25 protein-coding genes, 1 tRNA gene, 1 pseudogene and 1 riboswitch are annotated in these 24,829 nt (G+C 63.2%); of the genes and pseudogenes, 17 read left to right on the top strand and 10 right to left on the bottom strand.

All coding sequences use genetic code 11. The features are described 5' to 3' along the window. Positions 1–117: 117 nt before the first annotated feature. The 10 genes from egtB (at position 118) to FD715_RS07145 (ending at position 9,723) form a co-directional block, all read left to right on the top strand. The gene (gene egtB / locus FD715_RS07190) at positions 118–1,380 is read left to right on the top strand and encodes an ergothioneine biosynthesis protein EgtB (RefSeq protein ID WP_147107346.1); all 1,263 of its coding nucleotides are present in this window, start codon (positions 118–120) and stop codon (positions 1,378–1,380) included. Then, positions 1,377–2,330, top strand: a complete 954-nt coding sequence (gene egtD / locus FD715_RS07185; protein WP_223274765.1) for an L-histidine N(alpha)-methyltransferase — start codon at positions 1,377–1,379, stop codon at positions 2,328–2,330. Before egtB ends, egtD begins: the two co-directional genes overlap by 4 nt. A gap of 53 nt (positions 2,331–2,383) precedes the next feature. Beyond that, a complete protein-coding gene (locus tag FD715_RS22760; RefSeq protein WP_147107343.1) occupies positions 2,384–3,007 on the top strand; it encodes a paraquat-inducible protein A in 624 nt (207 codons plus the stop codon). After that, entirely contained in the window at positions 3,004–3,627 is a 624-nt protein-coding gene (locus FD715_RS07175) for a paraquat-inducible protein A (protein WP_223274764.1), read from the top strand. Before FD715_RS22760 ends, FD715_RS07175 begins: the two co-directional genes overlap by 4 nt. Further along, entirely contained in the window at positions 3,624–6,011 is a 2,388-nt protein-coding gene (locus FD715_RS07170) for an intermembrane transport protein PqiB (protein ID WP_147107340.1), read from the top strand. Before FD715_RS07175 ends, FD715_RS07170 begins: the two co-directional genes overlap by 4 nt. A 3-nt stretch (positions 6,012–6,014) precedes the next feature. Beyond that, positions 6,015–6,560 carry a membrane integrity-associated transporter subunit PqiC gene (locus FD715_RS07165; RefSeq protein WP_147107337.1) on the top strand — a complete coding sequence of 182 codons (546 nt, stop codon included), beginning with the start codon at positions 6,015–6,017 and terminating at the stop codon, positions 6,558–6,560. 51 nt (positions 6,561–6,611) lie between these two features. Beyond that, positions 6,612–6,700: riboswitch (TPP riboswitch) on the top strand. 44 nt (positions 6,701–6,744) lie between these two features. After that, complete coding sequence (thiM, locus tag FD715_RS07160; RefSeq protein WP_147107334.1) at positions 6,745–7,527, top strand: hydroxyethylthiazole kinase; 783 nt, start codon at positions 6,745–6,747, stop codon at positions 7,525–7,527. Continuing rightward, positions 7,518–8,156 carry a thiamine phosphate synthase gene (thiE, locus tag FD715_RS07155; RefSeq protein WP_147107331.1) on the top strand — a complete coding sequence of 213 codons (639 nt, stop codon included), beginning with the start codon at positions 7,518–7,520 and terminating at the stop codon, positions 8,154–8,156. The genes thiM and thiE overlap by 10 nt, the downstream gene beginning before the upstream one ends. Continuing rightward, positions 8,153–8,947 (top strand): bifunctional hydroxymethylpyrimidine kinase/phosphomethylpyrimidine kinase, encoded by a 795-nt coding sequence (gene thiD, locus FD715_RS07150; RefSeq protein ID WP_147107328.1) that lies wholly within the window; start codon positions 8,153–8,155, stop codon positions 8,945–8,947. The genes thiE and thiD overlap by 4 nt, the downstream gene beginning before the upstream one ends. An 11-nt stretch (positions 8,948–8,958) precedes the next feature. Then, positions 8,959–9,723 carry a 3-oxoacyl-ACP reductase gene (locus FD715_RS07145; RefSeq protein ID WP_147107325.1) on the top strand — a complete coding sequence of 255 codons (765 nt, stop codon included), beginning with the start codon at positions 8,959–8,961 and terminating at the stop codon, positions 9,721–9,723. 34 nt (positions 9,724–9,757) lie between these two features. On the opposite strand, the gene FD715_RS07140 is transcribed toward FD715_RS07145, so the two are convergent. From FD715_RS07140 to FD715_RS07125, 4 genes are all read right to left on the bottom strand, one after another. Beyond that, positions 9,758–10,144: a nuclear transport factor 2 family protein gene (locus FD715_RS07140; protein ID WP_147107322.1), complete on the bottom strand. Its 387-nt coding sequence runs from the start codon at positions 10,142–10,144 to the stop codon at positions 9,758–9,760. A gap of 75 nt (positions 10,145–10,219) precedes the next feature. Beyond that, positions 10,220–10,296 (bottom strand) — tRNA-Arg (locus tag FD715_RS07135). A 42-nt stretch (positions 10,297–10,338) separates the two neighbouring features. Continuing rightward, positions 10,339–10,803 carry a GNAT family N-acetyltransferase gene (locus tag FD715_RS07130; protein WP_147107320.1) on the bottom strand — a complete coding sequence of 155 codons (465 nt, stop codon included), beginning with the start codon at positions 10,801–10,803 and terminating at the stop codon, positions 10,339–10,341. Next, positions 10,791–11,102, bottom strand: coding sequence for an ETC complex I subunit (locus tag FD715_RS07125; protein WP_147107317.1), 312 nt, complete (start codon positions 11,100–11,102; stop codon positions 10,791–10,793). Before FD715_RS07125 ends, FD715_RS07130 begins: the two co-directional genes overlap by 13 nt. Before the next feature lie 98 nt (positions 11,103–11,200). On the opposite strand from FD715_RS07125, the gene FD715_RS07120 reads away from it, so the two are divergent. The 3 genes from FD715_RS07120 (at position 11,201) to FD715_RS22755 (ending at position 15,220) form a co-directional block, all read left to right on the top strand. Then, complete coding sequence (locus tag FD715_RS07120; protein ID WP_147107315.1) at positions 11,201–12,355, top strand: adenylate/guanylate cyclase domain-containing protein; 1,155 nt, start codon at positions 11,201–11,203, stop codon at positions 12,353–12,355. 54 nt (positions 12,356–12,409) lie between these two features. After that, entirely contained in the window at positions 12,410–14,614 is a 2,205-nt protein-coding gene (gene uvrB, locus FD715_RS07115) for an excinuclease ABC subunit UvrB (protein WP_147107312.1), read from the top strand. Positions 14,615–14,959: 345 nt separating this feature from the next. Beyond that, a complete protein-coding gene (locus FD715_RS22755; protein ID WP_223274763.1) occupies positions 14,960–15,220 on the top strand; it encodes a hypothetical protein in 261 nt (86 codons plus the stop codon). Between the two features lie 110 nt (positions 15,221–15,330). Here the strand turns inward: FD715_RS22755 and FD715_RS07105 are convergent, their stop codons facing one another. Further along, positions 15,331–15,867, bottom strand: coding sequence for a transposase (locus tag FD715_RS07105; RefSeq protein WP_223274762.1), 537 nt, complete (start codon positions 15,865–15,867; stop codon positions 15,331–15,333). A gap of 93 nt (positions 15,868–15,960) precedes the next feature. Then, positions 15,961–16,279, bottom strand: a pseudogene (locus FD715_RS07100) (antibiotic biosynthesis monooxygenase). 198 nt (positions 16,280–16,477) lie between these two features. On the opposite strand from FD715_RS07100, the gene FD715_RS07095 reads away from it, so the two are divergent. Continuing rightward, positions 16,478–16,897: a hypothetical protein gene (locus FD715_RS07095; RefSeq protein ID WP_147107307.1), complete on the top strand. Its 420-nt coding sequence runs from the start codon at positions 16,478–16,480 to the stop codon at positions 16,895–16,897. Between the two features lie 127 nt (positions 16,898–17,024). Here the strand turns inward: FD715_RS07095 and FD715_RS07090 are convergent, their stop codons facing one another. Further along, complete coding sequence (locus FD715_RS07090) at positions 17,025–17,255, bottom strand: hypothetical protein (RefSeq protein WP_147107304.1); 231 nt, start codon at positions 17,253–17,255, stop codon at positions 17,025–17,027. Positions 17,256–17,500: 245 nt separating this feature from the next. On the opposite strand from FD715_RS07090, the gene FD715_RS07085 reads away from it, so the two are divergent. Then, complete coding sequence (locus FD715_RS07085; RefSeq protein WP_147107301.1) at positions 17,501–18,088, top strand: hypothetical protein; 588 nt, start codon at positions 17,501–17,503, stop codon at positions 18,086–18,088. A gap of 10 nt (positions 18,089–18,098) precedes the next feature. On the opposite strand, the gene FD715_RS07080 is transcribed toward FD715_RS07085, so the two are convergent. Further along, complete coding sequence (locus FD715_RS07080) at positions 18,099–20,384, bottom strand: glycosyl hydrolase family 28-related protein (protein WP_147107297.1); 2,286 nt, start codon at positions 20,382–20,384, stop codon at positions 18,099–18,101. Positions 20,385–20,662: 278 nt separating this feature from the next. Here FD715_RS07080 and FD715_RS07075 point away from each other — a divergent pair, with 278 nt between their 5' ends. Together FD715_RS07075 and FD715_RS07070 are read left to right on the top strand one after the other, a co-directional pair. After that, on the top strand, positions 20,663–21,976 hold the full coding sequence (locus FD715_RS07075) for an NAD(P)/FAD-dependent oxidoreductase (RefSeq protein WP_147107295.1): 1,314 nt from the start codon (positions 20,663–20,665) through the stop codon (positions 21,974–21,976). A 17-nt stretch (positions 21,977–21,993) separates the two neighbouring features. Continuing rightward, positions 21,994–23,115 (top strand): peptidase S41, encoded by a 1,122-nt coding sequence (locus FD715_RS07070; RefSeq protein ID WP_147107292.1) that lies wholly within the window; start codon positions 21,994–21,996, stop codon positions 23,113–23,115. On the opposite strand, the gene FD715_RS07065 is transcribed toward FD715_RS07070, so the two are convergent. Continuing rightward, positions 23,112–23,513, bottom strand: a complete 402-nt coding sequence (locus FD715_RS07065) for a DUF4864 domain-containing protein (RefSeq protein WP_147107289.1) — start codon at positions 23,511–23,513, stop codon at positions 23,112–23,114. The genes FD715_RS07070 and FD715_RS07065 overlap by 4 nt on opposite strands. A gap of 58 nt (positions 23,514–23,571) precedes the next feature. After that, a complete protein-coding gene (locus FD715_RS07060; protein ID WP_147107287.1) occupies positions 23,572–24,825 on the bottom strand; it encodes a Hint domain-containing protein in 1,254 nt (417 codons plus the stop codon). Positions 24,826–24,829 lie beyond the last annotated feature (4 nt).

Below are 24,829 nucleotides of genomic sequence, written 5' to 3'. Positions count from 1 at the left end.
CGCCCAAATTATTAACTGATTACACTTTACCGTGTGGGGCGATGGTCCTGCCGCCAATTCCTGTCATGTGTAGGGGGCATCGTCGTCGCACATTCCCGACCACAGGACCCGCATCCCATGACAGCTCTGACCGCCCCCCTCGCACCACCGCAGGCCATCGACCTCTTTGAACGCACCCGCGCACGCACCCATGCGCTGGCCGCACCGCTCAGCCCCGAGGACACGATGCTGCAAAGCATGGAGGACGCCTCGCCCGTCAAATGGCACCTCGCCCACACCACCTGGTTTTTCGAAGAGTTCATCCTGAAGCCGCGCCTGCCGGGCTACACGTCGCCTGACGACCGCTTCGCCTTTCTGTTCAACTCCTACTACACGCAAGCCGGTCCGCGCCACGCGCGCGACAAACGGGGGCTGGTCTCCCGCCCCGGCGGCGATGCGGTCCGGTCTTACCGCGCCCATGTTGAAGACAGCCTGTCCGACCTGCTGAATGCGGACCGCGGCGACAGCGACGACATTGCGGCCCTGGTCGAACTGGGTTGCCATCACGAGATGCAGCATCAGGAGTTGCTGGTCACGGACCTGCTGCATGGGCTCAGCTTCAACCCGCTGCTCCCGGTCTACAAGGATCCCGCGCCGCTGCCGGTCACCAGCGAAGTGCCCCTGACCTACACACGCCATGACGGCGGGCTGGTCGAGATCGGGCATGAGGGAGACGGGTTCGCCTATGATTGCGAAGGGCCGCGACACAAGACCTACCTCGCCCCGTTCGAGATGGCCGACCGTCCGGTCACCAACCGCGACTGGATCGCCTTCATGCAGGACGGCGGCTATGACGACACCCGCCACTGGCTGATGGAGGGCCACGCCGTGGCCGAGCGCGAAGGGTGGTCGCATCCGCTCTATTGGTGGCAACAGGATGGCGCATGGTGGACCTTTACCCTGCGCGGGGCGCAACCGGTCGCTCTCGACGCGCCGGTTGTCCATGTCAGCTATTACGAGGCAGACGCCTTTGCCCGCTGGGCCGAGGCCCGCCTGCCGACCGAGGCGGAGCACGAGGTCGCCTTTCGCGATACACCCATCGTGGGGAACCTGATGGGCGACGCTGATGCCATCGGCGCACTGCGGCCCCTGCCCGGCAAGGGCGTCTGGGGTGACGTGTGGGAATGGACGGCGTCCGACTTTGCCCCCTATCCCGGTTTCCGCCCGCCCGAGGGCGCGTTGGGGGAATACAACGGCAAGTTCATGGTCAACCAGCGCGTGCTGCGCGGCGGGTCCTGCGCGACCCCTCGGGAACAGATGCGCGCCACCTACCGCACGTTTTTCTACCCGCACCAGCGCTGGCAGATGATGGGCCTGCGGCTTGCACGGGATGTTGCATGATGGACGGCTCAACTCAGGTTCATGTACGCAACGCGGCCCTTGTCGCCGATGCGCTGGCCGGGCTGACGGCGGATGCCAAGACGCTCAGCCCCAAGTGGCTTTACGATCATCACGGCAGCGCGCTGTTTGAAGAGATCACACGCCTGCCCGAATACTACCCGACCCGGACGGAGGCGGGTATTCTGCACGCCAACGCGGACGCTCTGGCAGGGCTGGTGCCGCAGGGCGGTGCACTGGTGGAACTGGGCTCCGGCGCGTCGGTCAAGACGCGCACGCTGCTGGATGCAAGCGGACATATGGGCGCCTACGTCCCCATCGACATCTCGCGCGACTTTCTATTCGAAACGGCAGAGGGATTGCGGGCCACCTATCCCGCCCTCGACATCGTGCCAGTGGTCGCGGATTTCACCGCACCCGTCAGCCTGCCTGCAGCGCTGACAGAACTGCCGAAGGTGGCCTTCTTCCCCGGCTCGACCATCGGCAACCTGACGCCGGAGGGCGCGCAGGCGCTTTTGTCCGGTGTCCGGGCGTGGGCCGGGATCGAAGCGTTCATCCTGGGTGCCGACATGGTCAAGGACACGCAGACGCTCGTCGCCGCATATGACGACGCACAAGGCGTGACGGCGGAGTTCATCACCAACATCCTGCGCCGCCTGAACCGCGAAGCGGAGGCCGATTTTGATCTGGCGGCATTCGACTACCGCGCAACTTGGAACGCCGCCCTCACCCGGATCGACATGGAGCTTGTGTCGAACCGCGACCAGCGGGTGCGCGTGGCCGGGCACAGCATCGACTTTGCAGCAGGCGAGCCAATCCACATCAGTGCTGCGCGCAAGTACACGCCGGACAGTCTGGCGGCCCTGGCCGGTGCGGCGGGCTGGGATGTCCGGCACCGTCATGTCGACGCGGCGGAGCGGTTCAGCGTCGCGGTTCTGACGCCCAAGGCCTAGGCCCGCGTTCGAATTCGTGTTGCTGCGCCGCACGCCTCGCCTATTCTTGGGGCATGAAAGACACGGCGGACCCTGACCTCGACACCTTGATCGCGTGCCCGAAATGCGACGCGCTCTACCGTGTCGGAGTTGTGAACAAGGGCGACCGGGCCAGGTGCGAGCGGTGCCACACACGCCTTTACACCCGCAGGCGGGACGCCGGGCTGGTGATCATCACGACCGCCTTTGCCTCGGCCGTTCTGGTCATCGCGGCCCTGTTCCTGCCCTTTATCGAGATCCGGCGGCTGGGCTTCAGCAATGCGGCCACCATTGTCGATGCCGCACTGGCCTTTTACGGCGGGCCGCTCTTTGGCCTGTCGCTGGCCGTGATCGCGCTGATCATCGCGCTGCCGCTGACGCGGCTGGTGTTGACCATCTACACCCTGACCCCGCTGGTGCTGGACCGCAAACCCTGGCCCGGCGCCAAGCGCGCGTTCCGGTTCAGCGAGGCGATGCGCCCATGGTCCATGGCCGAGATCTTTGTCGTCGGCTGTGCCGTATCGCTGATCAAACTGACAGACCTTGCACGGGTCGAGATTGGGCCTGCCTTCTGGATGTTCGTCGCGGTCGTGGTGCTGATGGCGGTGCAGAACATGGTCATGTGCCGCTGGTCGGTGTGGAAGGCACTGGACCGGTGACGGTCACCGCACGTGACAAGGGGCTGGTGGCCTGCCGCGAATGCGCGCGGGTCTGGCCAGCGGATCACACCCATTGCGAGGTGTGTGGCAACGCGCTGCAGTCCCGCGACACCCAAAGCCTGCAGAAGGTCTGGGCCTGGTGGATCGCGGGCATCATCGCCTACATCCCCGCGAACCTTTACCCGATGCTCACGACGCGCACGCTCTTTCACACGTCGGAGGACACGATCATCGCGGGCGCCCTTGATCTCGCCGCACATGGCGCCTTCGGCATCGCGGCCATCATCCTCATTGCATCCGTGGTCATCCCCCTGGGCAAGTTCTTTGCCATCGCCTATCTCGCGCTGGCTGTCCGGCGCGGCGCCCGATGGCCGCCGGGACGGCAGTACATCCTCTACGAAGTGGTCGAATATATCGGACGTTGGTCGATGATCGACGTCTTTGTCGTGGCCATCCTGTGCTCCTTGGTGCAATTGAACGTCGCAGCCTCGATCACACCGGGCATTGCGGCGCTGACATTTGCACTTTCGGTGATTTTCACCATGCTGTCGGCACAAAGCCTGGACCCGCGACTGATCTGGGACCGGATTGAGACCCAAGACACGAAAGACCCCGCGTGAGTTCAGACATCCCCGACATTCCCCAAACCGGACAGGACCGCCGTGGTCTGTTTGCCGGGGCGCACTGGGTCTGGCTCGTGCCAATCGCAGCGGTCCTCACAGCCGTCTGGGTCGCCCTGCAGGCCTATAACGACCAGGGTCCGCTGGTGCAGATCGTTTTTGACGACGCGGCAGGCATCCTGCCGAACGAGACCGAGCTGCGCTTTCGCAACGTGGCCGTGGGCATTGTCGAAGATGTGCAGTTCAACGACGACCTGTCGCGCGTGCTGGTCGACGTCCGGCTGGACAAGACCGTCGCCCCTTTCGTGGATGCAGAGGCGGCGTTCTGGATCGTCCGTCCCCAGGTCACGACCAGCGGTGTGAGCGGGCTCGAGACGGTGCTGTCCGGCGTCTACATCGAAGGCACATGGGACACGGTGCCGGGCGGTCTCGCAAGTCTGCACGAGGCCAATGACCGCGCGCCCCTGATCACCACCTTCAAGCGCGGCACGGTGATCGAACTGCGCTCGACCCGCGCGGCGGGCCTGTCGGCGAACACGCCCATCCTGTTCAAGGGGATCGAGGTGGGTCGTCTCGGCGAGCCCACGATTTCTGTCAACGGGCAGTGGGTGTCAGCGCCTGCCATACTCTATGAACCGCATGACCAGCTGGTCACGACCGCGACACGCTTCTGGGACACGTCGGGCTTCAGCCTGTCGGTCGGGCCCTCGGGCGCATCGCTCGACTTCTCCTCGGTGGCCTCGCTGATCTCCGGCGGCATCACCTTTGGCACACTGGTGTCGGGGGGTGAGCCCCTGCGCGCCGGGCTCGTCTACGAAGTGCACCCGAACGAAGCCGCCGCACGCAATTCGGTGTTCGAAGGCAGCAGCGGCGCGGTGGTGCGCCTCACCCTCATCTTTGACGACAACGTCAGCGGGCTGACGGCAGACGCCGCCGTGGAATGGCGCGGCCTGCGCATCGGGCGGGTGGCCAACGTGTCGGGCATCGTGGACCCGGACCGCTTCGGCGACTCTCGGGTCCGACTGCTGTCCACGGTCGAGATCAACACCGCCCGCCTGGGCATCGACGCCAATCTCAGCCGCAGCGAAGCCATCGATTTTCTCGATGAACGGGTGGTCGAGGGTCTGCGGGCCCGGCTGGTGAACGCGTCGCTTCTGGCTGGTGGCCTCAAGGTCGAGCTGATCACCGACCCCGACGCCCCGTCCGCCACCATCAACCGCGAGGGCGACCCGTTCCCCCTCTTCCCCGTCACCGACAGCGAAGTATCTGACGTGGCCCTGTCCGCCGAAGGCGTGCTTGAGCGGGTCAACGCCCTGCCGGTCGAAGAGCTGCTCGACAGCGCGATCCGCTTTCTGGACAACGCCGCCGCGCTCGTCGCCAGCGATGAAATCCGCGAGACACCGGGCGAAATCCTGGGCCTTCTGTCCGACGCGCGCGGCGTGATCGGCTCGGACGAGGTGCAGGCCCTGCCCGAAGATCTGCGGGTGCTGATGACCGACCTGCAGGCTGCCAGCGCCGATGTCCGCGGCCTGCTGGCCGATGTGCGCGACGCGCAGGCCGTGGACCGGTTGCTGGCCGCCGTTGATCAGGTGGGCCTGGCCGCCGCCAGCGCCGAGACGGCCCTTGATGACCTGCCGGACCTGACCGAACGGATCGCAACCTTCATCGACGGCGCCAACGCCCTGCCGCTCGACGCGCTCATCACACAAGCCACCGACTTCGCCCGCGAGGCGCAAATCCTGCTCAGTTCCGACGACATCCGCGCTGCACCCGGCGCGGTGGTGCAGGCCTTTGACGAGTTGTCGGGCGTGCTGAACGACATCACCGAGGCCAACACCGCCGACCAGCTTTCCGCCGCGCTGACCGATGCCAGCGCCGCCGCCACCGCCGTCGAAGAGGCGGTCGCGGGCCTGCCCTCGGTGGTCGAGCGGCTCGACCGGATCGCCGCCGGTGCGGAGGAGGTCGAGCTGGACACGCTCGCGACCGAGCTTGAGGCCGTGCTGGCCACCGCCAGCCGGCTCTTTGGCGATGCCAGCGACGCCGATCTGCCCGACGCACTGGCCGGTGCCCTGGCCGAGGCCGAAGCCGCGCTGGCCGAGTTGCGCGCCGGTGGGCTGATCGACAGCGCCAACGCCACAATGTCATCCGCGCGCGAGGCCGCTGCCGCCATTGAGACAGCCGCCGACGAGTTGCCCGCACTTGCCAACCGCCTGAACACCACACTGGCACAGGCCCAAGGCACCCTGCGCGGCTACGAGGAAGGCTCCGCCTTCTCGCGCGAAACACTGCGGGCGCTGAACGAGATTGAACGCGCCGCCAAGGCGCTGACCGACCTGGCCCGCACCATTCAACGCAATCCCAATTCCCTGATCCTCGGACGGTAACCCATGCGCCACGCCCTTGCCCTTCTCGCTCTCAGCCTCGTGTGGGCCTGCGGCACACCGGATCAGTTCGTGGCCTCCCCCAAGCTGGTCGCGCAGGAACGAATCCCGTCCCGCTTTGCCAGCATCGAGGTGGCCGACATCTCACTGCCCGCCTATGCCGCACGGGACGAGATCACGGCCAATGACGGCGACCTGCTGGTCCTCTCCGACACGCTCTGGGCAGACGAGCCAACGCGCGCCATGACCCTCGCCCTGACCCGCCATCTGGCCGAGATCACCGGGCGGCGCGTGGCGTCCGAACCCTGGCCCTTTGACGGTTTTGCATCCGGTCGGGTCGAGGTCCGCGTTGAGGATCTGAACATCGTGGCCGACCGGCTGCGTATGTCGGGGCAGTACTATGTCGTGGACCTCGATGGGCGTGGCCGCGATCACGCGCATCTGTTTGAGCTGTCCACGCCCGTGGCCGATGGCACGCCTGCCTCAGTCGCCCAGGCGCGCGCGCAATTGCTTGTTGAGCTGGCCACGCGCATCGCACGAGACGGCCTCTGACCCGTCCGGCATTTTGCCACTTGGACACCGGCCACATTCCCCCTATGTCTTGCGCATAGCCAGGGGCGCCGCAAGGCTGAGACGTACCCTTCGAACCTGAACCAGATAATGCTGGCGGAGGGAGGTTGAACCGGAGCGCTTAGTCCCGGTGCGTCCTGTCCGCCCGAAGAAGTGGACTGATGCAATGACACCCAATTCCGCCCTCGACGCCCTGCGCCAGCAGGCCCCCCTCGTGCACTGCATAACCAACTACGTGGCGATGAACATCGCCGCCAACGTGGTGCTGGCTGCAGGTGCGTCGCCTGCCATGCTGCACGCGGTGGAAGAGGTCGAGGATTTCACGCCCATCTCTGGCGCCCTGACCATTAACATCGGCACCTTTTCGCCCCACTGGCTGGCCGCAATGCTGAAGGCGGCCGAGGCTGCAAACGCCGCATCCGTGCCCTGGGTGCTGGACCCGGTCGCCCATTTCATCACCCCTTACCGCCGCGAGGCCGCGCAGCAGCTTATGGCGCTCAATCCGACAATCCTGCGCGGCAATGCGTCCGAGATCATGGCGCTTGCGGGGACAGGCGGCGCAGGCAAAGGGGCCGACAGCGGGGACGAGGTCGCCGCCGCCAAAAACAGCGCAATCACGCTTGCCACCACTCACGGGTGCGTCGTTGCTGTCACGGGCGCGCGGGACTTCGTCACCGACGGCAGCCGACAGGCAGAGATTGCGGGCGGCGACGCGACCATGCCCAAGATCACGGCCCTGGGCTGCTCCCTGACCGCGCTCACCGGCGCCTACGCTGCCGTGACTTCCCCGCTTGAGGCCACCGTGGCGGCCCTGACCCACTTTGCCGAAGCCGGGGAAGCGGCGGGCAAGGCCGCATCCGGTCCCGGCAGCTTCTCGGTCCACTTCCTTGATCATCTGCACAACATCCAGCCCGGCGATCTGGACGAAGGGCGCGTGACATGGGCCTAGATCCCCACGCGCTCAGGCTCTACCTCGTCACCGACCGCGCGCTTTGCGCCCATCACGGCCTCGTCGAGACGGTCACCGAAGCGGTGCGCGGTGGGGTCAGCTTTGTTCAGCTCCGGGACAAGGACGCAACCACATCCGACCGCATCGCCCTCGCCCGCGCGCTCAAGCACGCTCTGAGGGACACACCCGTCCCGCTGGTCATCAACGACGATCTTGAGGCTGCCATCGTGGCAGATGTCGACGGCGTGCATATCGGGCAGGGCGACATCTCTGCAGCCGACGCCCGCGCGCGGCTCGGGCCGGACAAGATCATCGGCCTGTCATGCGACACGCCCGAGCACGTGCGCGCCGCTGACCCCGACATCGTCGACTACCTCGGCCTCGGCACCGTGTTCCCGACCGACACCAAATCCGACCACAAACCTGCCATCGGCTTCGACGGGCTGGCCGAACTCGCCGCCCTCGCGCCCTGCCCCACGGTCGCCATCGGCGGACTGAAACAGGGCCACGCCGCCCGAACCCTTGCCGCAGGCTGCGACGGCATCGCCGTTGTCTCCGCCATCTGCGGCCAACCCGACCCCTTTGCAGCCGCCCGTGCCCTGCGCACCGAACTGGAGGAAACACCATGATCCCCAACGTCCTGTCCATCGCAGGCTCCGACCCCTCTGGCGGCGCTGGCATCCAGGCCGACCTCAAGACCTTTGCCGCCAACGGAACCTACGGCATGGCCGCACTCACTGCCCTCACCGCGCAAAACACCCAAGGCGTGACCGGCGTGCAAGCCATCCCGCCCGCCTTCGTGACCGCGCAGATCGAGGCTGTCCTCGCCGATATCCGCGTCGACGCGATCAAGATCGGCATGATCGCCAATGCCGAGATTGCGGGCGCCGTGGCGGATCTGTTGCAAAAGCACCCCGGCATCCCCGCCATTCTCGACCCGGTGATGATCGCCAAGGGCGGCGCGCCGCTCTTGCAGCACGATGCCATGGAGACGCTGCGCACCCGGCTGGTGCCGCGCGCCACACTGCTCACCCCGAACCTGCCCGAAGCGGCCCACCTGCTGGACCAGCCGGTCGCCACGAACCGCGATGAAATGGCCGCGCAGGCCCGCGCCCTGACACACCTTGGGCCAGGGGCCGTCCTGATCAAAGGCGGGCATCTCGACGGCACGGACAGCCCCGACGTGCTGTGCGCAGAGGATGCGCTGCACTGGTTCGACAGCCCCCGCACACCGGGCAAGAACACCCACGGCACCGGCTGCACCCTGTCCTCCGCCCTCGCCGCGCGCGTGGCGCGGGGCGACCGCCTGCCAGACGCCGTGGCCGCCGCCAAAGCGTACGTCACCGGCGCCATCGCTGCCGCAGACACCTTGTCGGTCGGCACCGGTCACGGACCCGTCCACCACTTCTTCGACCTCTAGAAAGACCACGCATGACCCTCCCTCTCGACCAACAAACCGTCCTCGTCACCGGCGCAGGCCGCGGGTTTGGCGCCGCCATCGCCACAGCCTTTGCCCGCGAAGGCGCGCAGGTGGTGATCAACTACCGCAACAGCAAGGCACAGGCCGAAGCGCTTGCCACCCAGCTGGGCGACCGCACCGTCGCCATCCAGGCCGACATCCGCGACGCGGATCAGGTCACCGCCATGATCGACACCGCTAGGGACAACTTTGGCCCCATCACAACGGTCGTCCACAACGCGCTGGCCGATTACAGCTTCAACGGCGACGCCCGCGACACCTTGGAGACGCTGTCCGCCGACGCGCTCCGGGCGCAGCACGACACCGCCGTGCTGGGCGCCCTGAACGTGATCAAGGCAACCACCCCCGCGATGCAAAGCGCAGGTTTCGGCCGGATCATCACCATCGGAACAAACCTCGTCCAAAACCCGGTCGTGCCCTACCACGACTACACCTCCGCCAAGGCCGCACTCATGGCCCTCACCCGCACAGCAGCCGCCGAGCTTGGCCCGAAAGGGATCACGGTCAACATGGTCTCGGGCGGTCTCTTGCGCACCACGGACGCAAGTGCGGCCACGCCCGACGCCGTCTTCGACCTGATCGCAGGCAGCACGCCACTGCGGTCCGTCACCACGCCCGAAGAGGCGGCTGATGCGGTCCTGTTCTTCGCCAGCCCATGGGCGCGCGCGGTGACGGGTCAAAACCTGATCGTGGACGGCGGGCTGGTCTTCGGCTGACACGCAGCAGATCTCGCTCAGGACGTGGACCCGCCTAAAACGGTGGCGCGTCCATGATCTGACGCCACGCCGCGCGCCAGCCGGGCGCGGGGTACGGGTCCGGCCAAAACTCCTTTTGCCGCCAGATCAGAGCGTCCTTGACCGTGTGAAAGGTAACCGCGCGGGCCGTCACGCTGCCATCCGTCACCTCGACATCAGACACAACCGTGTCACCATCGCCAACAATGGAGCGTACGGTGAATTCCCATTTGCCCTCCGCCGGGTACGCCGCATTGAGTGCCGCAAAATCATCCCGGCCTTTCAAATACTCGCCGGTCTGCGGCATGTAATACTCGAACGCGGGATGAAGCCACGTGCTGGCATAGGTGAAATCATTGGACGCCATCGCGTCCCAAAACCCGGCAACCAATTCTTTCGACATGTGCCTTCTCCACCACCCTTGACCCAGACAGTGCTATGTCTGGCAGGCAAGCCCGTCAATTCATGTGAAAACCCGTGGCGATCCCTGAAGGACTCGAACCCTCAACCTGCTGATTAGAAGTCAGCTGCTCTATCCAGTTGAGCTAAGGGACCGCTGCGCCTGTCATGCCGCAGTGCGCCACGCAGGGCAAGCACTCAGAGCGTGCGGGTCATGAAAACGCTCAGCGGGTCCAGCACGTAGTCGCCAAAGGGAGGACACTCCCGGAACCCGTGCGCTGCATAAAGGGCGCGCGCCGGGGCGAACACCTCGGCCGATCCTGTCTCAAGGCTGACACGCTCCATCCCCTGCGCACGTGCCGCCTCCAGAAGCGCGGCGAGGATAGCCCGCGCAACGCCGCGCCCACGCGCCTCGGCAGCGGTGTGCATCGACTTCAATTCACCATGACCGGGCGCAATCGCGGTCAACGCGCCCACACCCAAAACCGTATCACCATCACGCGCGGCATAGAGTGTCGCGCCCGCCTCAAGCAGGGTGTCCGGCTCCATCACATGGCAGCTTTCGGCTGGCGACTGCGACCGCATCAATTCGAAATGCCGCCCCAGCAGCGCTTGCACATCCGGCGTGGCCGGTGTGTCGGGGGTGACGCTTAGTGCGTCCATGCCCCGCGCCGATTGGTGGCAAAGTTGTCGCCATAACCGCCGGGCCGGATGTTGGCCTTGCGCTTGTTCGGCTCTTGCACCTGCGCGTCGATGCCATGCTCCTTGGCATAGTCGAGCGCGGCCTCCTTGGTGTCGAAGGTCATTTTCACCTGCGCCTGCGTGTCGGACGACGACGTCCAGCCCATCAGCGGGTCCACCGACCGGGCCGAGGACGGCGCAAATTCCAGCACCCAATGCTTGGTTTTGGCGGTGCCCGACGACATGGCCGTCTTGGCAGGCTGATAGATACGTGCGCGCATTCCATGGCTCCTGATGCAGCTGCGAAACATATCGGGAATTCCGCGCACCGCTGCAAGATGCGAATTGTCTCAGATACAATCAGGATCATATCTAAACCATGCACGACCCGGCCCCTTTCATTGACTGGATCCTCAAGACCGGACGCCACCAGGGCCTCCAGATCCTCACAGACGAATTGGGGCCGAAACTGCGTGCCGCGGGCATTCCGCTGATGCGGCTGCGCGTGGGCATGCGCACAACCCATCCGCTGATCGCAGCCGTCAGCTACATCTGGGATCCCGGCGGCAACGACGCCGAAGACAAGGCCCAGCTACGCGCACCCCACGGCATCGAAAGTCGCTCAACCTATATCGGCAGTCCGATGGAGAAAATCTCGACCAGCCAGGCCCCCTACCGCCGACGGCTCGACAACACGCTCGGCCCGGACGACCACCTGATCCTGCACGAGCTTAAGGCACGCGGGGCGGCCGACTGGTATGGACGCCCGATGCACTTTGCCACGGGCAGCTTCGGCATGATCATCTTCGTGGCCGATGGGGCCGAGTTTAGCGCCGACGATCTCACGCTGCTCGACACGCTGTCCGAAGTGCTGGCCCCCATCGTCGAAGCGCGCCGCCACGACCACCTCGCCACCGCCATCGCGACCAGCTACCTCGGGCCCCGGACCGGACAACGGGTGCTCGACGGTGAGATGACCCGCGGCGACATCTCGCAAATCGAGGCGGCCATCCTTTTTTCCGATATCCGCGGCTGGACCGCCCTCAACGCCTCGCAGTCTGCCGAGCACGTGCTCGACGTCGCCAACCGCTATTTCGAGGTCATGTCGGACGCCATCGACAACAATGGCGGCGAGATCCTGAAATTCACCGGAGACGGCGTGCTGGCCCTCTTCCCCTCCGACGGCAGCGAGGCAGGACAGGTTGAGGCCTGCCGCCAGGCCCTCAGCGCAGCCCACGCGGCACTCGGCATCGCCGCCCTCGCCGACCTGCCCGTCCCCTTCGGCACTGGCATCCACTTCGGCAAACTGCTCTACGGCAATGTCGGCGCGCGCGAACGACTGGACTTCACCGTGCTGGGCCAGTCCGTCAATATCGCCAGCCGTGTTGAAGCGTTCTGCGGCCGCCTCAACGAACCCGTCCTGCTCTCAGACACAGCCGCACACCTGACCGGCATGCCCACGCGACACGTCAGCACCGAAACACTCAAAGGGGTGGACGATCCAATGCCGCTGCATGCTCCTGCCAATTCCTGACAGCAAAGCGCCGCACCCACTTGCGCCCCGACCCCTTTGCGCCAGATTACGTGCATGGCCTACGCACACACCGATTCCTCCGAACCCACCACCTACCTCGCCAACCCGGCCGAGGACGTCCGCACCCGCCTGAAACTCGAAGGCGGCAAAGCGCTGGTGATGAACACCGAGTTCAAACCCGCAGGCGACCAGCCCACCGCGATCAAGGAACTGTCCCAAGGGGTTCTGGACGGCGACCGCGACCAAGTGCTGCTGGGCGCGACGGGCACCGGCAAAACCTACACCATGGCCAAGGTGATCGAGGAAACCCAGCGCCCGGCCATCATCCTCGCCCCCAACAAAACCCTCGCGGCCCAGCTCTATGGCGAGTTCAAAGGGTTCTTCCCCGACAACGCCGTCGAATACTTCGTGAGCTACTACGACTACTACCAGCCCGAAGCCTACGTTCCGCGCAGCGACACGTACATCGAGAAAGAAAGTCAGATCAACGAACAGATCGACCGCATGCGCCACTCGGCCACGCGGGCACTGCTGGAACGGGATGACGTGATTATCGTCGCCTCCGTCTCCTGCATCTACGGCATCGGGTCGGTCGAAACCTATGGAGCCATGACCCAGGACCTCAAGGTCGGCAAGGAATACGACCAGCGCCAGGTCATGGCCGACCTCGTCGCCCAGCAATATCGCCGCAACGACCAGGCCTTTCAGCGGGGCAGCTTCCGCGTGCGCGGCGACTCGCTTGAGATCTTCCCCGCCCACCTCGAAGACCGCGCATGGAAGTTGTCTTTCTTCGGCGAAGAACTCGAAGCCATCACCGAATTCGACCCCCTGACCGGTGAAAAGGCAGCATCGCTTGAACATATCCGCGTCTACGCGAACTCGCACTACGTCACGCCAAAGCCAACGATGAACCAGGCCATCATCGGCATCAAAAAGGAACTCAAGATCCGGCTCGACCAACTGGTGGGCGAGGGCAAGCTGCTCGAAGCCCAACGGCTCGAGCAGCGCACAAACTTCGATCTTGAAATGCTCGAAGCCACTGGCGTTTGCAACGGGATCGAAAACTACTCGCGCTACCTCACGGGCCGCGCACCGGGTGAACCGCCCCCCACGCTGTTCGAATTCATCCCCGACAACGCCATCGTCTTTGCGGACGAAAGCCACGTCTCCGTCCCCCAGATCGGCGGCATGTACAAGGGCGACTACCGGCGCAAGTTCACACTGGCCGAACACGGCTTCCGCCTGCCCTCCTGCATGGACAACCGCCCCCTCAAATTCGAGGAATGGGACGCCATGCGCCCCCAATCTGTCTTTGTCTCGGCCACACCTGCCACGTGGGAAATCGAGCAGACCGGCGGCGTGTTCACCGAACAGGTCATCCGGCCCACCGGCCTGCTAGACCCCGAGGTCGAAATCCGCCCGGTTGAGATGCAGGTCGACGATCTGCTGGACGAAGTCCGCAAAGTCGCCGCCAACGACTACCGCACCCTCTGTACCACGCTGACCAAGCGCATGGCCGAAGATCTGACGGAATACATGCACGAACAGGGCATCCGCGTCCGCTACATGCACTCCGACATCGACACGCTGGAACGCATCGAAATCCTGCGCGACCTGCGCTTGGGCGCCTTCGACGTGCTTATCGGGATCAACCTGCTGCGCGAGGGGCTCGACATCCCCGAATGCGGTCTCGTCGCCATCCTCGACGCAGACAAGGAAGGGTTCCTGCGCTCCGAGACGTCCCTCGTCCAAACCATCGGCCGCGCCGCGCGGAACGCCGATGGTCGCGTGATCATGTACGCCGACAAGATCACCGGCTCGATGGAGCGCGCGCTCGCCGAAACCAATCGCCGCCGCGCCAAGCAGATCGCTTATAACGAAGAACACGGGATCACGCCCGAGACGGTGAAAAAGAACGTCGAGGATGTACTTGCGGGCCTCTACCAGGGCGACACCGACCAAAGCCGCGTGACGGCCAAGATCGACGCGCCCATGGCCGGTGGCAACCTGCAAGCCGTCCTCGACGGTCTGCGCGCCGACATGCGCAAGGCGGCAGAAAACCTGGAGTTCGAGGAAGCCGCACGCCTGCGGGACGAGGTCAAACGGCTGGAAACAGTGGACCTGGCGATTGCCGACGATCCCATGGCGCGGCAATACGCGGTGGAAAAGGCCGTGGATGATGCGCAGAAGGCATCTGGGCGGTCAACGGCGGGCCGGGCTGGTCAAAGGGGTGGGAATGTGAAGCGGCGGAAGCGGTGAGAGAAATTTGTTAACAAATAAGAAGAATCGCGAAATACTCCACATATGCTTCCAAAGATTACTGCAGTATTGATATCATTTCTTACTTTTTCCCAACACGTTAGTGCGGAACGCTATTCAAGCGAAACACTGTTCGCGAAGGGAGCTTGGGGCGTTGAATTGACCCATGATACTCAAGACGGGCAATTGTGGTGTGCGGCTCGAACGACGAATGGCCAGAACCAGACGTTCAGCCTTACCGCATATGATAGCGGGAACTTGACACTCTTCGTTTTCGATCATCGTTGGTCTTTGTCCCCGAGACCGGTCCGATTTCTGATCGACATTGACTACTCGCGTTGGACGATGGACGGAAGTGCAAAAGACTTTGGCGTTTCCCTCCAAATGACTGACAATCAGAAGTCAGTAGAGTTTCTTAAGCAGCTACAACGAGGCAACGCTGTGGCTGTGTTGAACGATGCTGAACGTCGCTTGGCAACTTTTTCGTTGAGCGGATCGTTTGCAGCAATTCTAAGTCTATTTGAATGCTGGGACGCAATTGACATCTCTGATCCTTTTACGGACCAACAGGATCCTTTCGGCGCATCAACAGACCCGTTCAACTGACCTGCACTTGTAATTCCGAGGTCACTTGATATTTTTTCGATCGTAGGGTGGGCAATCTGCCCACCAAACCACCCAAACATCCACCAAATCCGGTGGGCAAATTGCCCACCCTACTCCCTGTACGCCCCTTCCAAAACCGCCCCACACCATTCCGGCTCAACCCGCCCCAACCGCACATCCCTATGGACCGACGAATATGGCCAATCTACGGCGCGTTCCACATACCCACGCTTCACCGGGTTCGACCAACAATACGCCACATGTGCTCGGAAATCCGCCTCATCCCGAATGCAATGCTCCCAAAATCGGCGCTGCCATAATCCATTCTCACGCTTGTTCACCTTGCTCGGACTGCGCATGTAATCGCCGCCCAAGGCACGGGAAAACCGCGCCTTGATCTTGCGCCAGCGCTCCGAAAAATCCGCATCCCCCGCAGGTAGTGTCCAGACCGCGTGCAGGTGATCCGGCAACACAACAATGGCATCACATCGAAACGGGTGTTCGAGGCGGGTTTGCGCATAGGCGATCCGCAAATGATCGATGTGATCGGTCAACAACGTCCCATCGCGCTGCGCCAGATTGACGGTAAAGAAATAGGTGGCCCCCTCCACGCGGAACCGGCGGTAGTTCGACATGACCAGGATCATCCGACGGTATGGTTAACGAACCATGTAGGGTGGGCAATCTGCCCACCAATCACACGTCGGAAGGTGGGCAAATAGCCCACCCTACACCCTCCCTCAAAACACCCCCGCAACCTCATACATCACCGGCTCAAACCGCGTGCAAAGCCCCGCAACCTCTCGGTTCCGCTCCCGCATTTCCTCCGTCCGCAGCATCGCCTGAAAATCCTCGCGCCGCGCCCATTGCGAGTAATTGGCGATCCGCGTCTGCGCATCGTTCCCATGCAGGCCCACAGCTATGAACCCCGGCTGGTGCGAGATAAAGTCGGCATAAGCCCCTCTGCAACTTGTCGAGCAGGTCGGCGCAGGTGCCGGGCGCGCTATCAAATGTGGTGATAACAGTCTGGCGGTCGGTGGCCGGGTCGGTCCTGAGCATGACACATCTCCTGATCCCCATCATAGCACATGACAGGCACCGCGCGCTCACCGTACCCTGAATGCAACCCGAACCTGGCGGTAGCATCGGTCCCCGGCACGATATGTGCTACCCCCTAACCAACTGTAAACTCAAACGTTTCGCGCGCGAAACGTTCCAAAGACTGGCCCGGGTTCACGACCACCCTATCTCCGACCCATGCGCTACCTTACCGCCTTCGCCTTGCTCGCATCTCCCGCTCACGCCTGGGATTTCAGCCCCTCGCCTATCTGCACTCTCTCGCATCAGGAAGAGGCCGCGGAGATCACTGTCACCTACGACCACGCCACTCGGCTCTACGCCATCGCTGTGACCAACACCGATGGATGGCCCAGCGCCCCCGCCTTCTCCATCCGCTTTGACGGGGCACAACCAAATACCATCTCGACCACCCGCCACATCACCACCGGTCAAACCCTCACGGTCACGGATGCGGGGTTCGGCAATGTGCTCGACGGGTTGGAATTCAACTCCACGGCCACCGCCTTTACCCAGACAGCGGCTGTGACCGTATCACTGACAGGCGCCGCACCCGAGGTACAGAAGTTCCGAGCCTGCACCGCAACACCCATCGTTTAACACGTCAGGAATACCCAACTGCCGGATGCGGACGGATTGTGCCAGGATGGGCGCGTATTTCACAGCCGCGCTACACAGCGCGAGCCCCTCATTCAAGGGCTTTCATATGCACCAAATGTTGTTCGGCTTAAGCTTTACCTGCGCCACCGCAGCCATTGTCATCGCTGGTGATTAAGTCATCAAACTTGCCGCCGACGGGCACCAGCCGATGTGGTCCCCGCGTGGCTGCGCCCTGCTCGCGACGGTGCTGATGAGACGTCTCGCCTAAAGAGTAGAAAATATTGCCCAACAAGTCGCCCATGCCCTTTGTCTTGCGACGGCGCAGCGGCACCCCTCGTGCCAACTTGATGCGCGACATCACGCGGGCTCATGCGCTGGCCGATCCACCGGCACGATCAGTCCAATGTGCCTTTTGAGGGCAAGCGGATCCGCAACCAACGGAACGCGCCTTACCAACGGACCGGAATAATCAATTGTTAACCATGTTGGGGCCACGCTCATCGCGCATTTTTCGCTTGAGGAGATGCTGCCATTCGCCTCCTGTTTCTACTCTTTTTGCTCCTTGCGATCGTCGGCGCGTTGCCCGCAAGCGCGGGCGCATGGATGCGGGAGCATCGCACAGGCTTTCTGTCCTACAGTGGAGTGTATCAGGAAACCGGGAAGCTCGATGGCTCGGCCTATTTCGAATATGGGCTGCGGCCAAAGCTGACGCTTGGGGCCAAGGTCGATATCGACATGACTTACGGTCGCCCAGGCAATGGTAGCGGCTTTGTGTTCTTCCGAAAACCGATCACGCTCAGGGACAGAAACTACAAGATCGCCTACGAAGTGGGGCTGGGCGCCACGTTCGACGACACCTCAGAGCCGTTTGTACGCACGGCACTCAGCTATGGACGCAGCATCAAGATGTGGGACCGATATGGCTGGCTGGCCATTGATGGCGCGGTCGAATGGGCGCTCGACGAGGGGCAGGACGCGCTGAAACTCGACACCACGCTTGGCCTCAGCATCAACGACAAATTCAAGGTGATGATGCAGGTCTTTGTCAGTGAAACCAACGGTAAGACAGGCACGACGCTCGCCCCCTCTGTGGTCTGGCAGCCACGACCAAAAGCACCCAGTTTCGTCTTCGGGATCGAGGGCAAGGACGGCATCCTTGCCCTCAAACTCGGCATGTGGCGGTCGTTCTGACCGCGTGCGATCAGTCCTTGTCCATCCGAACCGTCGCACGCACGGAGCCACGCATGTCCTCGCTGAACTCAAGCGAGAACTGGTCATCATCGGACCCGATGCGGCCACGACCCACGGGCGTCTCATAGCGGCGCTGGTTCGAATTGTTGCGCAGATCGCCGGTCAGCATGACGGAATCCACGAACTGGCAGAACCCTTCAAAGGGCAGCTTCTTGTCCGTACCGACCGTCCAGGTCCGTGCGTTTGTGCCCTGGTTGTGGGCCACGACCAGCGGGTTTTCAGCGTGCTCGCGCACATTGTGATACGAATTGCCCTTATACCAGACAGACCGGTTCCGGCTGTGATCAAGGTCGGCGAAACTGGTGTCGACACGCTCGGCCCGGTCGATGTTGCCGTTGATGGACCGGAACCGGTTGCCGGTCACGGTCACCCCGTTCAGGAAATGCCCGGTCCCGTGCGGCTTGACGACCAAATAGCTGAACCAGGGCGCCACATCGCCGGACAGAAATACGTTGTCGGTCAGGCTGAACGAGCTGAAGGAAAACCCGCTGGTAAAGCCCGGCGTCGGGTCGCGCTCGTTTGTCCACTCGACAAAGCAGTTGTCGATGTAGTTTCCGGTCACCACGCTGGCTGTGTAGTTGTCCTGCAGCACGATCCCGGCGGTCCGGAAACCATCTGCGACAGCATCGCCCTGGAAAAAGTGGTTGCCCTTGATCAGGTGGTTTTGCCCGGCCAGCAGCATGAAATGGCGGAACTGTGTTGCGCGGCAATCCCGGATCTTGGCATCGTTCGAATTGACGTTGAACCCGATGGACGTCCGGTCCGCCACGTTCTCAGCCTCTTCCGCGGACAGGAACTGGCAGCGGTCGATCAGAATACCCTGGCACCCACCGCCAATCGAGGTAATCCCACGATCTTTCGGCCGACTGATAAAACACTCCTGCAACTCAAAGGTCGGGCCAGCCGGGGCAAGCATGATGCCCGAGCACTTGTTGTTACACTGGAACTCAATGTTCGACATGTTGAACTTCGACAGCTTGGAAAAGCCGCTCAGATCAATCAGATAATCAAAACGGCGGAACGTGTAGTTCTGCGTGCCGTCCGCATCAAAGGGCGGCGCATTCAGCTCGATGGTGCCGGCGCCCACGTTCTTGCTGCGCACGTAAATCTCGCGCCCCACGCCGTTGCCCGTCACATGCGCACCGACAGGGACGTTGGCAATGTTCGTCACATTGGTCAGCGTGCGGCCGTTGGACGACGAATAGGTGGCCTGGCTGGTGACGGTCTGCGTGTTCCAGTTGTCGCCCTGCGCCTCGAACTGACCGTTGCGGATCACGCGACGGGTGTTGAACTGATCGCGGTTGGGCACGGCGGCCTGCATGTCGATGGGCTCGAACACGGCGATACGGCGCCCGCACAGGTCCAGGCTTTCGTGGTCCGAACTGTTGAGCAGCGCTTGAAACGCCTTTTGAAAGGCCAGAACCTCGTCGCCGAAGGCTTCGATGTAAGTCGGCAGATCAAAGCTTTTGCGCAAGAGCAGCATCTTGTCAGTGGGCATGCTGATCGTGCCCTCGAACTTCACCTGCTCTTCGAATGCGACATCCTTTTCCAGGCGGAACACACCCTCGGGGATCAGGATGGTCCGGCCGTTGGCAGCGGCATTGGCCGCATCGAACGCATCGCTGTCGTCGGTCGTGCCATCGCCCAGCGCACCAAAGTCGCGCACATCCACAACGGCGAGCAGGTCACGCAAAAACACCGACGTGACGTCTTCGATGATGATGTCGTCAATGCGGACGATGCCCCCGTTCGGCCCGGTCAGGTCGATGCCAAAGTGACCATAGACGGCACGTGACCCCCAGACGAGGTCCACGCCAGACCGGTTGCCTGCACCGATGATGGCCGACACCTCAACAACCTCGCCGTAGGTGGTCAGGGCCACGCTGTCCCCAGCCGTGTCAACACCAGCCAGGGGCTCGCCACTGGCCCGCGCCGGATAACCCGCAATGCGCACCGACGGCAGGCTGCCAGCGACCGCCTTGATGCGCGCGGTCACCCGCAAATAGCAGCCCGGCAACAGCGGCGTCTGTCCCATGTAGCGGACGCGCGTGGTGTTGGATGTCTTCTGCAACTCAAGGCAACCGCCGAAATCCTGATCCGCGGGGACAAAAGCCGCGTTGGCCGCGTTTTGATAGGTCGCTGTCCCCGGCGTGCCGTCGCCGCTCGACCAGACATTCAAACCTTCCGCAAAGGCGGGCGGCATTAGCAGGACGCCATCAGTAATTGCCTTGTTCATCCATTCATCCCTTTTGGCAGGGGCCAAATCTGGCCGTGTCACGCAGTGAAACCGAACGCGCCCAGGGGGCCGGTCGTCGCGGGCAAGGGAAGTATCAACGAAGGGTTAACGGCGACCGACAGCACCGTGCGGCGGGCCGGTGCAGCACGCAACGCCGGTCCCGATTGTTACAGGTGTTCACGTCCTGTGGTCTGGATATGGAATACGCGCGGGGGCGCACCGACCTGTGGTATGTGCAAACGCAGCACGCCCTTTTGCAAACGCAGCGAGGTTGCTCCATGCCCAAGGCCAAATCATCCCGCCCCAAGGTCGTCATCATCGGCGCAGGTTTCGGGGGCCTTGCCGCCGCCCGCGCGCTGAAAAACGCGCCCGTCGATATCAAGATCATCGACCGCCGCAACTACCACCTGTTCCAACCCCTGCTCTACCAGGTCGCAACCGCAGATCTGTCCCCGGCAGACGTAGCGTGGCCCATCCGCGGTATCTTCTCGCACCAGAAAAACGTCTCTGTCGCGCTGACCGAAGTGCGAGACGTAGACAAGGACACCCAGCAGGTCATCACCGAAGAAGGCACGTTTCCCTACGACCACCTGATCGTCGCCTCAGGCGCGCACCACTCCTACTTTGGCCGTGACGACTGGGAAAAACACGCCCCCGGCCTCAAACGCATCATCGACGCCACCGAGATCCGCAAACAGGTTCTCATGGCGTTTGAGAGGGCGGAGATTTCGAACTCCGACGCCGAACAACGCCGCCAACTGACCTTCGTCGTGGTCGGCGGTGGCCCCACCGGGGTCGAGATGGCCGGGGCCATTGCCGAACTTGCCAATCACGCGCTCGCCGCCGACTTCCACCGCATCAACTCGCGCGACGCCCGCGTCATCTTGATCGAAGCCAGCGACCGCTTGCTCCGCGCGTTCCCCGAAGCGCTCTCGGCCAAGGCACAGACATCGCTGGAAAAACTCGGCGTGGAAGTCATGGTTAACACCCGTGTGCAGGACATCACCGAAGAGGGCGTGCACCTGCCCGATACGTTCATCCCCTCCGCCACCAAGGTCTGGGGCGCGGGCGTGGCGGTCAAGAATGTGGGCCGCTGGCTCGATGCTACGACCGACCGCACGGGCCGCGTGCCGGTAAACCCGGATCTGAGCGTGCCCGGCAGCCCGAACATTTACGTCATCGGCGACGCGGCGCAGGTGGCCTGGCAAGACGGACTTGACGTGCCCGGCATCGCACCGGCGGCCAAACAAGGCGGTAAATATGTGGGCAAACGCATCGCCGCTCTCACGGCAGGCAAAACGCACGATGCCCCCTTCCGCTACCGCCACGCGGGCAACCTCGCGACCATCGGACGGCACGCCGCCGTCATCGACTTTGGCCGCTTCCACCTGTCGGGCTTTGTCGCATGGTGGCTTTGGGGCATCGCCCACATCTACTTCCTGATCGGCGTGCGCAATCCGGTCTTTGTCGCCATGAACTGGTTCTGGTCCTACCTCACCTTCTCCAAGGGCGCGCGACTGATCACCGGCCTGCAGCCCTTGCACGAAGATCACGACACTGAACCAAAACCGGGGGTGCAGGCCGCCGAATAGCATGGCAAGTTGCACGCATGGACGCTCGGGCTGATATTGAAATCATCAGGGACATCTGCCTGGCCCGCGACCCATCTTTTGGCCGCGTCGACACATCCGAACTCAGGGGTGCCCTCAATGCGCTTCAGGATCAAACCGAACCGGACAGCTTCATCCTGCAAGCCATGCGTTGCCTCGCGCTTGCAGGTAACGGCCACACCCGCATCATCCCCAACCCCGCGATCCGCATCTTCCCCCTGCGCATCGTCTCTGTCGGCTCCGAATTCGGTGCCCTGCACGACGGCACACTCTACCGGCTCTCGGCGATCAACGGCCACCCGGTTAACGCGGTGCTTGACCGCCTCCGCCCCTACCTCGCCGGAACGGCACAGCGTCAACGGGTCATCGGCCCCATCACGCTGGTCTGGCCCGCCGCCCTCGCAGAGATCGGCGTGGGCAATGCAGGCACTGTCACCTATGTCCTCACCGATGCGAGCGGGAATACAACCAACGCGCATTTCGGTCCCGATACGCTGACAGACGCCGCCCCTCTCTACCCCATTTACGAAACCGGCGCGTTCCAACCCCGCACGACACCAGCGCACGTGATAGGCCTGTCAAACTTCGGTCCAGACCAATCACCGCCGCTCGAAGCGCAGATCGACCAAGCCACCGCACGCATCCGCAGCACCCCGGACGCGCCCATCATCCTTGACCTGCGCGGCAACCCCGGTGGCGACTTCCTCAAAACGCTCCCCCTGCTCGACGCACTCTCGACCGACTGGCACGGCCCCGTCTGCGTCGCCCTGATCAACAAGTTCACCTTCTCCGCCGCCATCGTCCACGTCGCCCTCCTTCGCCACCGGCTCGGCGACAGGTTGCACATCGTGGGCGAAGAGATGGGGGACACCACGGATTTCTACGCCGAGGGAGACACCATCGACCTCCCCGTATCAGGCACCAAACTGCGCTATTCCACTGCGTGGCACGACTGGAAGACGGGGCACCCGGACAGCACGACAGAGCCCGAAATCGTCGCGCACATGATCGGCGCAGGCGACCTCATGCCCGATACCCATATCGAATTGACGGTCCGTGATCTGCAAACGGGCCGCGATCCCCAGCTTCAAAAAGCCCTCCAGATCGCGCGCGAGACCTAGGCGCTCACGCCCGGCGCCTCAAGCACCTGCACACCGCTGATTTTCCAGCCCTCAGCGGTCTGGATCATCGAATAGCCCAGAAAATGCACGGTACCCTGGGTGTCCTCGATCCGCACAACCTGCACGTAGCGGCCGGCCTCGTCGCGCAAGTCCAGATAGGTGACATCCGCCGGGCGCCATACCATCGGATAGCCCTGCGTCACCATCCGGCCAAAGTTCTCCGGCGTACGGAACATCCCCTGAATGGAAGGCGCGGCGTAGGTGAAGGCTTCGGCAAAATCATCCACCTTGAAAGCTTCAATCTGGCTTGAAATGACGTCTTCAATCTCGCTGCCTTGCGCCCATGCAGCACCTGACAGACCCACGGCCAGAACGGCCCCCATGATCCATTTGTACATCCGACATCTCCCCTGGTTGCCGAACAGGTAGGCCACCAGCGCGCGTGGGCAAATGTCGCTAGATCAGCGCCTGCGCCTCAAAGGATTTCAGACAGGGCCGCGCCATCTGCATCGCGGCCTCTCCTTTGGCGGCAAGCTCGGGAAATAATTCCAAGAGTTCCGCGTAAGGTCCCATGTCTGCTGCGGCGATGTGATCGCCCACGAAAAAGCTCTCCAGCCGCGCGCCGTCGGCCCATACAATCTCGTGACGCTCAAACATCATGTGGAAATAAGTGACACGATCACGCGGCGCATGCGCAATGCGGTCCCCGTCGCACAACTGCTTGGCGGCGCACAGAACCTCCGGCGATCCGTACAGCAACTCGCACTTCCACCCTGACAGCAACACCCGGTGCTGCGGCGACAGAAACAGCGGGCGCACGTTGCCGATGCTGCCGGGCGCAAAGCGAATGGGGGCATACGCACCGCGCCCGTCGACGACAGTGACACCCATCCACCGCACGGGCTGCGGCCCCCGGTCCAGGGTGCTGACCTGATCTCCCACCTCCAAACGCTCAATGGGCACATCGCCCGTCGGTGTCCTGATCAGCGTCCCGGCGGTAAAACACGTCACAACGACGTTTTCGATGTTCAGATAGGTAAAGCTGGTCCCGTTGGGCAGCACCGCCGTGCCCCCGGTCGATCCGGGAAAGAACGGGGTAAAAGTTGACCCGGCCGGCAACGTCAGCCCGTCAGTGCCATCGCCGCCCTGCACGAAATTGGTGTTCAAACCAGCAAAGATGTCGTCATCGCCTTCGCCGCCATCCAGGAGACCAGCGCCATCCTGGGCAAACAGGGTGTCGTTGCCGTCACCACCGCTCAGGTTGTTGCCACCAGCCCCGGCGAACAGCACGTCTTCGCCGTCGCCGCCATCAATATTGTTGCTGCCGACGCCACCAACCAGCGTGTCGTCGCCGTCACCCCCATCCAACCGACCACCCAAATTACCATCGTCGACAAAAATGTCGTCGCCATCGCCGCCTTCATAGCCATCCGCATTCAGACCGGTCGCGCCGCTGACATTGCTGTTTCCGTCGTTTCCGACAAACTCGACGAACGCGCTAAACGACCCTCCGGCCAGATCGCCGTCTTCATAGGTCGTCACCACGCCGGTGTCGGTGTTTTCAAAGATGATCGAATTGGCGGTCAGGGTGACGTTGATATCGTCATCCAGGTCGGACACGTCGATGGTGCTGTCCGCGTCAACCACAAGCGCCGCCCAAAAGCTGGGATCGGTTACATCGTCTTCTTCAATTTCCAAAAACACAGGCATTGTA

The organism is Tateyamaria sp. syn59, from assembly GCF_007995245.1.
Lineage (GTDB): Bacteria > Pseudomonadota > Alphaproteobacteria > Rhodobacterales > Rhodobacteraceae > Tateyamaria.
Note: the sequence above shows the minus strand (reverse complement) of the source record. Positions and strands in the feature narration are given on the sequence as shown.